At 70.4% G+C, this 9,604-nt stretch carries 9 protein-coding genes; 8 read left to right on the forward strand and 1 reads right to left on the reverse strand.

Annotated elements, in window-relative coordinates:
• Positions 1–153 precede the first annotated feature (153 nt).
• The 7 genes from D0D37_RS44170 to D0D37_RS44200 all read left to right on the forward strand — a co-directional run bounded on the left by D0D37_RS44170 (position 154) and on the right by D0D37_RS44200 (position 7,568).
• The gene (locus D0D37_RS44170; protein ID WP_116206526.1) at positions 154–588 is read left to right on the forward strand and encodes a DUF1707 SHOCT-like domain-containing protein; all 435 of its coding nucleotides are present in this window, start codon (positions 154–156) and stop codon (positions 586–588) included.
• 164 nt (positions 589–752) lie between these two features.
• On the forward strand, positions 753–1,049 hold the full coding sequence (locus tag D0D37_RS44175; protein WP_116206527.1) for a chorismate mutase: 297 nt from the start codon (positions 753–755) through the stop codon (positions 1,047–1,049).
• Positions 1,050–1,106: 57 nt separating this feature from the next.
• Positions 1,107–1,412: a hypothetical protein gene (locus tag D0D37_RS44180; protein WP_116206528.1), complete on the forward strand. Its 306-nt coding sequence runs from the start codon at positions 1,107–1,109 to the stop codon at positions 1,410–1,412.
• Positions 1,413–1,759: 347 nt separating this feature from the next.
• The gene (locus D0D37_RS47700) at positions 1,760–3,394 is read left to right on the forward strand and encodes a hypothetical protein (RefSeq protein ID WP_244223893.1); all 1,635 of its coding nucleotides are present in this window, start codon (positions 1,760–1,762) and stop codon (positions 3,392–3,394) included.
• Positions 3,395–3,649: 255 nt separating this feature from the next.
• A complete protein-coding gene (locus D0D37_RS44190) occupies positions 3,650–4,549 on the forward strand; it encodes a hypothetical protein (RefSeq protein ID WP_116206529.1) in 900 nt (299 codons plus the stop codon).
• Between the two features lie 212 nt (positions 4,550–4,761).
• Positions 4,762–6,402 carry a serine/threonine-protein kinase gene (locus tag D0D37_RS44195; RefSeq protein ID WP_116206530.1) on the forward strand — a complete coding sequence of 547 codons (1,641 nt, stop codon included), beginning with the start codon at positions 4,762–4,764 and terminating at the stop codon, positions 6,400–6,402.
• A 17-nt stretch (positions 6,403–6,419) separates the two neighbouring features.
• Positions 6,420–7,568, forward strand: coding sequence for a serine/threonine-protein kinase (locus tag D0D37_RS44200; protein WP_116206531.1), 1,149 nt, complete (start codon positions 6,420–6,422; stop codon positions 7,566–7,568).
• Positions 7,569–7,575: 7 nt separating this feature from the next.
• Here the strand turns inward: D0D37_RS44200 and D0D37_RS44205 are convergent, their stop codons facing one another.
• Positions 7,576–8,478: a LysR family transcriptional regulator gene (locus D0D37_RS44205; protein WP_116206532.1), complete on the reverse strand. Its 903-nt coding sequence runs from the start codon at positions 8,476–8,478 to the stop codon at positions 7,576–7,578.
• Positions 8,479–8,583: 105 nt separating this feature from the next.
• Between D0D37_RS44205 and D0D37_RS44210 the strand changes: the two genes are divergently transcribed.
• The gene (locus tag D0D37_RS44210; RefSeq protein WP_116206533.1) at positions 8,584–9,510 is read left to right on the forward strand and encodes a DMT family transporter; all 927 of its coding nucleotides are present in this window, start codon (positions 8,584–8,586) and stop codon (positions 9,508–9,510) included.
• Positions 9,511–9,604: the final 94 nt, after the last annotated feature.

A 9,604-nucleotide genomic window follows, 5' to 3' on the forward strand; every position in this document is an offset into this window, starting at 1 on the left:
GATCGAAGAGGGTGTCCATCGTCTGTCAACGCTACCCCGGGGGTACGACAGTCCCGGAACAGCCACGGGGTCGGCCTGCGCTTGTCGACGTACGCCGCAGTGTCGCCTCGCGCCCGACGCGCGAGGCCCCCGCGGCGCGGAGCATCGAACGGTATGGACGACAAGATTCCCGCCCGGCTGAGGGCTTCCGACGGCGATCGCGAGCGCGTCGCCGAGACCATCCAGGCCGCCGGTTCCGAAGGACGGCTCACTCTCGAAGAGGTGGAAGAGCGGCTGCGCGCGGTCTACGCCGTCCGCTATACCGACGAACTCGGCGAACTCACCTCCGACCTTCCCCGCCCGGCCCCGGCCCGACCGCGCGGCGGCGGCTGGCCGCTCACCCGGGCCGCCTTGCGCGAACATCCGGCGTTGCGCGTCCACCTCGGGATCGTCGCGGTGCTCGCGACCTTGATGATCGTCCGCTGGGCGATCGGCGGCGCGCTGTTCTTCTGGCCGGCGATGCCGTTGTTCTGGCTGTTCATCAGCCTGGTGCTGCACGCGCGGGTGCGGGCGTTCCGGCGGCGACCGGGCGCGCCTGTGCCATACTGAACCCGTGCGGCACAGCAGCGAGCGATTTTTTTACGGGACCCGGACTCCGGCTCCCGTGATCGCGTAGTGCCCCACCCGCCATCACCCGCAGCCCCGGAGTCCACTGGACCCGGGGCTTTCGCCGTCCCAGGGCCATGGGGAGTCCGGACTTCAGAGAGGTCCCGATGAACGCGCAGACGCAGAACGCCGACGGACAGCCCGCCGAGCACACCCCGGCGGGCGACGACATCTCGTCGCTTCGCGAGGAGATCGACTGGCTCGACTCCGAAATCCTCCGGCTCGTGAAACGCCGGGTCGAGGTTTCGAAGACCATCGGCGCGGCCCGGATGGCCGCGGGCGGCACGAAAATCGTCTACAACCGCGAGATGGACGTGCTCGCGCGCTACCGCGAACTGGGCCCGGAAGGCCGTCAGCTGGCGATGCTGCTGCTGAATCTCGGCCGCGGCAGGCTGGGCCGCTGACCCGGTATCCGGGGCATCCCCGATTCGCACCGCACGGAAACCGGGCAGACTGGACACATGATTAACATCATCGCCGTCATCATCGCTATCGCGAGCGTGCTGGCGTCCCTCGGCCACGTCGGCTACCTGGCCATGCTGAACAACGCGGCCGGCAAGCGGGCGGGCGGGGCTCCGGTGGCGCAGTACGTGCGCGGCCGCTGGGCACTGGCCGGCGGTGCCACCGCGGCCTCGCTGTTCGCCTGGCTGCTCACTTCCGGCAACGTCGTGCTGGACGTCCTCGCCATCGTCATCGCGGTCGGTAGCGGCGCGACTTCGGTGAAGGCCCTCCAGTCGACGCAGGCGAAGTACCGCAGCGGCGGCTGATTAGCCCCCGAACTGGGGAAATACCGGGCGGCATGCTGCGCTGCGTGACGTGCCGCCCGTTCGGGCGCGCCCGGTCGAGTGAAACCGGTGCAAGTTGCAGGATGGGTGAAGACATTCGCCTGCCGGTTTCCTACTGTGAAGCTCGTGAGGACCCTGGCGTCTACGCCGGGCTATGCCCGGAGGACGCGCGGGAGCTGCGGCTCCGCGCGCCGTTCTCCGCGTGCGCGTGCATTTGCTCGGGAGTTCGCAAGTGTGGACGCAAGCGCCGTTCTCCGCTCGCCTGCTCCGTTCGGGTTGACGAGCACCCCGGCGCCGTCACGCCCCTCTCGCGGAGGGGTCGGACCGGCATGACGGGAAACACGATGGGCGGTTCGCGGCGCGCTGACCGTCCCGGCGCGATGCCGGACGCCGAGGTCACCGTCCCCGGACGGCACCGAGTCCGCGCCGACGGCACCTGGACTCCCGTGGTGCCGCCCCGCGCCGCCGGCCATCACCGGCACCGCACCGCTCCGGGCGCTCCGGTTCAGCGGGGCAGCGAGAATCCACAGCAGCGCGGCGCACCTGCTCCGCGCGCTAACCGGGTGCCCGACGACGGGAACCGCCCGGCCCCGAACCAGCCGGTTTTCCCCACCGCGAGCGGCACGTTGCCGCTCGGCGAGCCTCCGTTGCCGCAGCCGCAGCGCCGCCGGGCGCCGGTCGAGCCGCAGGGCCGCCGAGCCCCCGTCGAACCTCCGCGCCGCCAGGCCGCCGTCCCGGATCGGCTGGCCGAGCCCCGTCAGTCCGTCGTTTCTCCTGGCCAGCCAGGAGAACCGCAGAGCCGCCGAACCGAATCGCAAGGCCGTCAAGCCCCGCTGGCGAGGCAGCCTGAATCCCGGGCCGCCTTCGCGCCTCCGCAGAACCGGATCCCCGAGGAGCACCGCGCCTTCGCCCCGCCGGAAAGCGCGCTCCCCCAGCCGACCCGGCGCACCCGGCAGGAACGCGTCGCCACTACTTCCGCCGCGCTGGCCAACCGGCCGGACAGCCCCCGCGAACGCGTCGAACTGAACCCGGTCGAGGAAGAACCTCCCCGGCGCCAGCGCATCACCCTCGGCGAACCGGCCGTCTCGACGCGGGAGAAACAAGAGCACCAGGACGACGAGGTGCGCGTGTACGCCGCGCCGCTGCTGGACGGGCTCGGCACGTTCGATCTCGGCTCGGTGCCCGCGTCGGTCACCCCGCCGAAGACCTGGCGCAAGGCCGCGTGGTTCGCCACCGGCGCGTCCGGCGCGGTGGTCGTCGGGCTGCTGTTCGCCGGGACCTTCCTGGTTGGCGGGCCCACCACGACGACGACCGACGCGGTCGGTGGCGGCGGCTGGCCCGGCCGGCAGAACGGCGGAAACCCGAACCTCAGCGCGCTCATCCCGAACGGGCAGCACGGAGGGGTCGGCGGCAACGGCCCGCACAGCGGCGCCAGCACCAGCCCCGACGGCGTCACCTCGGACAACGGCACGCACCCGCAGCAGGACTCCAGTCCGAGCAGTTCCGCGAGCAGCGACTCCGCCGACGTGACCACGCCGTCCGGGCCCGGCACCGGCAGCAGGACGTCCGCGCCGACCACCACGGACTCGCCCTCGTCGAGCGAGCCGCCGGAGAAGCCGCCGGTCACTCCCGCTCAGCGGGAAACGAAAGAGCCGCCGGTCTATACCGCCGCCGACCCGAACACCATGGGCAACAACTCGGAGAAGTTCTTCAACAACGTCACCACCGACCCGTCGGCGGCCTCGTCGGTCACCTCCGGCGACCTCAAGCAGCAGGGTCCGCAGGGCCTGCGCAAGCGCTACGCCAACGTCGCGTACTTCGAGGTCAAGAAGGTCACCATCGACCCGCAGCACGGCACCACGGTGAACACCGTCGAGGTCACGCACCAGGACGGCAGCAAGAGCACCGAGCAGCAGACGCTCACCTTCGACGACAACGGCAAGATCACCGACGACGGCCGCTGACCAGCACACTGTCTGCAAATGCCGATGCACGTGCGGAGCGGTGAGCGGTTGTTCCCTCCTCCGGTCGGGTGACATAAGCTGCCGTTCGTCGTACGACGGCGGCATTCCGGCGACGGAGTCTGGCGGCCGCCTGTCGGCACAGGGTTACCTGGCGACTACGAGGTCTGGCGCCGACCACGAATCGGCAGTCCGGGCCGCCCCGGGGACACCGCCACCGTGTCGTGTCCCGCCCCGAACCCCAGAGCGAGGATTTTCGTGCTTGAACGGCAGCGAACCCGGCGAGAACCCGACGCCGTGCGCGTCGAGGACGTGATCCCGCCGGAACTGCTCGAGGACGTGGCCGAAGCCGACCGCGAGTATCTCGAGCAGGTGTTCCGCGAACCGCAGAAATACCTGCCGCCGCGCACCCTCCGCCCGGTCGTCCGGGCACAGGAACCGGCCGAGCAGCCCGAAAGCAAGCTCGCCCGTCGCGCGAAGCTGGCCGGGCTCGTCGGGGCAGGCGCGCTCGTCGCCGGCGCCGTCGTCACCGCCTCGCTGCTCAGCGGCGGCCCGCGGCCCGCCGTTCCGGTCGCCGGGAAAGCCGCGATGCCCGCCGGATTCAGCGGCGCGGCCGCGCTCGGCGGTCAGGCCGTGCCGCAGCAGCGCAAGAGCCACTCGTCCGGCGGCACGACGTCGGGGCAGAGCGAAAGCACGACGCAGTCCAAGCAGACCGACTCGGCGGCCACTACGCCGTCGAGTTCGGGCGCCACGACTCCGCAAACCACCTCCGGCACCTCGTCGTCGGCTGTGCCGAGTACCCCGTCCTCGTCGGAGTCGCGCACGAAGTCCGCCACCTCGTCGGCGGCCGCGCCGGATCCGGTGAAGCTCGAAGCGGTGCGCAAGTTCTACGCCTCGATCGACCATCACCCGGAGAACGCGCTTTCGCTGCTCACGCCGAGCGTCGCGCGCGGCGAAACGGGCGATCTGGTCCGCGCGTGGAGCGGGGCCGACTCGATCGACGTCCAGGAATTGCACGTCCAGGACGACGGTTCGGTCTTCGCCGTGGCGCTGGTCCATCAGGCCGACGGCACCCTGGTCCGCGTGACCCAATTGTTCGACGTCGTCGAGCAGGATGTGATCTCCCAGGCCCGCGTCCTGTCCGCGGTCTACTCCTGACCTGCGCGAACGTGGTTGTGCCCGGACGCCCGAAGTGTGCCGCGTGCGTGTGCGCAGAGTGAGCGCCTAGCCTTGTCACGGGTCGGTCTCGGCAAAACCGGCACACGGTCCACAGCAGGTGCCTACGCTCCGGTGCCGCGGCGGGTTCGAAGTCACCCCTTTGGGGTAGACAAGTCCCGCCCCGGCAAGTCGGAGCCCCAAAGGGAGGTCGCGTGAGCGACGAGGGTCGTCTGGTCGCCGACCGGTACCGGATCGTCGGAAAGATCGGTTCCGGCGCGATGGGGGCCGTCTGGCGCGCCCACGACGAGGTGCTGGGCCGTACGGTCGCCATCAAGCAACTGCTTCTCCAGCCCGGGCTGGAGAACCACGAGGCGGAGGACGCCCGGCAGCGCACCATGCGCGAGGGGCGGATCGCCGCCCGGCTGCACCACCCGAACGCGATCACCGTGTTCGACGTCGTCACCGACGACAACGGCCAGCCCTGCCTGATCATGGAATACCTGGCTTCCACCAGCCTGGCGCAGGTGCTGCAGGAAAAAGGCACTCTGCCGCCGCTGGAGGTCGCCCGGATCGGCGCGCAGATCGCCGCCGCCCTGCGCGAGGCGCACGCGGTCGGCATCGTGCACCGCGACATCAAGCCGGGCAACATCCTGCTCGCCGGCAACGGCACCGTGAAGATCACCGACTTCGGCATCTCGCGCGCCAAGGACGACGTCACGGTCACCAAGACCGGGATGATCGCCGGCACCCCCGCTTACCTGGCCCCCGAGGTCGCGATCGGCGGCGACCCCGGGCCTGAATCGGACGTCTTCTCGCTCGGCTCCACGCTGTACGCCGCCTGCGAGGGACAGCCGCCGTTCGGCCTGTCCGAGAACACGCTGAGCCTGCTGCACGCGGTCGCCGCCGGGCAGATCAACCCGCCGCGGCAGTCCGGTCCGCTGGCGAGCGTGCTCGCGGTTCTGCTGCACCCGGAAACCCAGCACCGGCCCACCGCCGACGAATGCGAGGAGTTGCTGTCCGCGGTCGCGCGCGGCGAGACCCCGCTCGGCGGTCCTGCCGGCGACACGATGATGGCCTCGTCCTCGGGCACCCTCGGCGCGGCAGCGCTCGGTGCGGCGGGCGGCGCGGCCGCGGCCGGTTTGCTGCACCACGACGACGAGCAGGCCAGCCACTCCGGCACGCTCCTCGACAACCCGGGCGTCACCCAGCAATACGACCCGAGTGCGCAGCAGTACTACGACGAGGCCCCGTACCCGCCGGGCTCCGGTTACCCGGAGGACGACTACGACGACCACGGCTACCAGCAGGGTGGCTATCAGGAGCCGCCGCTCTACGGCGACCCGAGCCGCAACGGCCTCGCCGCTACGCGCGCGGTCCAGGTGCCGGAGCACTTCGAGGACGATCCGTACGAGGAGGACCCCGCGCCTCGGACCCGGGTGCAGACCGCGCCCGAGGACGACGAAGGCGAGAAGCCCGGTGCGTGGAAGAAGCCCGCGCTCATCGGCGGTGTCGTGGTGGCCGGCCTGGTCGCGCTTGGCGTGTGGCTGCTGACGCCGGGCAATCCGCCGGACGCCTCGCAGCCGGCGCCGCCCGTTTCGTCGTCCGCGGTCGCTCCGACGTCCGTCACACAGCCGCCTTCGGAAGCAACCACTACGTCCCCGCCTACGTCTTTCCGGGAAAGCGCACCACGAGAGACCCAGTCGACGCGGCACTCGCGGCGGGCCACTACGGCGGAGGACACTCCGACGCAGGAGCCGTCGAGGACACGAGACTCGCCGGTGACGTCGGCTACCAAGCCGAAGCCGTCGGATACCTCACCTCCGGCGTCGCCGACAGCTAGCGCGACCAGCTAAGCGATCCAGGGACAGCATTGAGTTCAGAAGGCAGCATCGTCGGCGAGCGGTACCGGCTCGACCAGCCGATCGGGCGCGGTCGCGCGGGCATCGTGTGGCTCGCGTTCGACACGCGGCTGTTCCGGACCGTCGCCGTCAAACGCATGTACCTGCCCGTCGGCCTGCCGCCGGAGCGGGCCGAACAGGCCCGCGCGATGGCGATGGAAGAGGGCAAGGCCGCGGCCCGGATCGACCATCCGTGCGCGATCACGGTGTACGACGTGCTGCCCGACGGCCAAGACGTGTGGCTGGTGATGGAGTACATCCCGTCGCGCGGGATGTCGGTGTTCCTCGGCGAGCACGGCCGCCTCACGCCGGAACAGGCCGCGTTCCTGGGCATCCAGCTCGGCGACGCGATGGCGTCGATCCACTCGGCGGGCATCGTCCACCGCACGCTCGAACCGAACACTGTGCTGCTCGCGGACGACGGCAGCGTCAAGCTGACCGACATCGGCATCACCGGCGGCGGTCCGCACGCCGCCTACCGGGCGCCTGAGGTCACCCGAGGCGCTCCCCCGTCTGCAGCTGCAGACGTGTTCTCGCTGGGCGCGACGCTGTACACGGCGGTCGAGGGCGTGCCGCCGTTCGGCGACGACGGCCAGTCCCCGGAGCGGCCGCCCGAGAACGCGGGCCCGCTCGCCGGTGCGTTGCAGAAGATGCTGCGCGCCGATCCGTCGGCCCGGCCGACCATGGACGACACCGTGCACGCGCTGAAGGCGATCACCGTCGGGCGTGAGCAGACCGCGTTCATCCCGCCGACCGCGCCCGCGCTGCCGACCGTTCCGGCGTCGCGGCCGGTGCCGACGCAGCAGCCCAATCTGCCCGAGGCCACGCAGCAGATCCGGCCGGACGTTACCCAGCAGATCCTGCCACCGCAGCAACCGGCACCGCTGATGCAGCTTCCGGTCCAGCAGGTGCCGCAGGCTCCCGCTCCGGCGCAGCCGATGCAGCAGCAAGCGATGCAGCCGCCGACCGCTCGCTACACGCCCACCCCGGCGCAGCAAGCCGCGTCCGCGCAGGCTGTTCGGGAGAAGGCAGCCGCGCGTCGACGGATCATCCTCACGGTCGCGGCGATCCTGTGCGCGATCCTGATCGGGATCGGCATTTCGCAGCTGCTGTTCGTCTGAGCCAGCGTCAGGCGACGTTCTCGGTCGCCTCTTGCATGGCTTCGAGGAACGTCTGCACGGCCGGACTTCCCGCGACCCGCGCGGCCACCGCGGCGTGAATGTGCCTGCTCGGCTGCGGATTGCGGACGCGGCGCACCACCACGCCCGGATGTGGCGTCCCTAGTCCCAGCTCCGGGACCAGCCCGACGCCGAGCCCGGCGGCGATGAACCCTTGTGCCGACGGGTAGTCCTCGGACTCGACCACCACGTTCGGGTGGAAACCGGCCGACGCGCAGGCACCTTCCAGGATCGCTCGGCACGCGCCGGGGATCGGATCGACGCCGACCCACGGTTCGTCGGCGAGATCGGTCAGGTCGAGGACGCGTTTGCGGGCCAGCCGGTGCGCGCGCGGCAGGACCGCGCGGTACGGGTCGTCCAGCAGCGGCACCAGTTCGATGCCCCGGCCCGGCTCCGACGGCCGCGGGTACACGATGATCGCCAGGTCAGCGCGGCCTTCTTCGACCTCGGTGAGCGGGTCACCCGGGTCGATGAGCTTGAGATCGAGCCACACGCCGGGATGTTCGCGACGCAGCGCGGCCACCGCGTATGGCACCATCGTCGCGCCCGCCGTGGCGAAGTAGCGGATGGCGAGCTTGCCGGTACGGCCTTCCTTCAGCTCGGTGAGCGCGGCCTCGGCTCGGGCTAGCTCCGCGCTGAGCGTCTCGGCGTGTTCGGACAACAGCGTTCCGGCCGGAGTCGGCTGGACGCCGCGGCCGACGCGTTCCAGCAACGGCGTGCCCGCCTCGCGTTCGAGCACCGCCAGCTGCTGGCTGATCGCCGACGGCGTGTACCCAAGATTCCTTGCCGCAGCAGTGATCGAACCGCTCGTGATCACCGCGCGCAGCACCTGCATGCGCCGTACATCGAGCATGGTCTCGATCCTACAGCTTTGCTTAACCGTCCCTGCAGTTATTTTCGCTTGTCCTTACACCTCACCGCGGCGAAGCTGGCTGCTGAGGCGAAGGAGGAACCTGGGGTGGGCGAGACGAAGACGCTGCTGAGGATCGCGGCGCTCGCGTTGATGTGGGGTTCGAGTTTTTTCTGGATCAAGCTCGGACTCGCGGCGTTTTCTCCGGTGCAACTAGTGCTGGCGCGGCTCGTGCTCGGCGCGGCAGTGCTGCTGGCGCTGTGCCTGATCAGCCGCCGGAGCCTGCCCGCGGAACGACGCACCTGGGGACACTTGCTCGTCGCGGCGTTCTTCCACAATGCCTTGCCCTTCCTGCTTTTCGCGGTCGGCGAGACCACTGTGGACTCCGGCATCACCGGCGTGCTGAACTCCACCACCCCGCTCTGGGTGCTCGTAGCGGCCCCGTTCCTCGGGGCGTCGAACCGGATGAACGCCACGCGGATCGCCGGCCTGGTGCTCGGGCTCGGCGGAATCCTGCTGATTTTCGCGCCGTGGCAGGCATCCGGACTGCTCAGCTGGGGCGCGCTGGCCTGCCTCGCCGCAGCGGCGAGCTACGGGTTCGCGTTCGTCTACGAAGGACGGTACCTGTCGAACACCGGCTCCTCGCCGTACGCGATCGCCGCCGGGCAGATGCTGCTGGCCACGGGTTTCCTGGTGCTGGCCATGCCGTTCGGCGGATTCACTCCGGTGCACCTGAGCCCGGTCGCGGTGATCGCGATGGTGATCCTCGGCCTCGGTTCGACCGGGATCGCCTTCGCGCTCAACTACCAGCTGCTGGCGAGCGAAGGCGCGGTAGCCGCGTCGGTGGTCGGCTATCTGCTGCCGGTGGTGTCGGTGTTGCTGGGCGCGGTGTTCCTGCATGAGCAGCTGAACCTGCGGGTGATCGCGGGCATGCTCGTGGTGCTCGTCGGCGTCGCGCTGACCCGGTTGCAGCGCAAACCGGCGGTGGCTCCGGAGGAACCGGAAGCAGCGGCGGAGGTGGCTGCGGCCTCGTGAGTGTTTATCCCGGTTAGAACCCAATGCCGTGTAGCTTAAGTTGATCTTGTTTGTGGTGTTGGTGTCCGGCGTGGCGGTGTGGGTTGGGCGGGGT

This window comes from Amycolatopsis circi, from assembly GCF_003385235.1.
Classification (GTDB): Bacteria; Actinomycetota; Actinomycetes; order Mycobacteriales; family Pseudonocardiaceae; genus Amycolatopsis; species Amycolatopsis circi.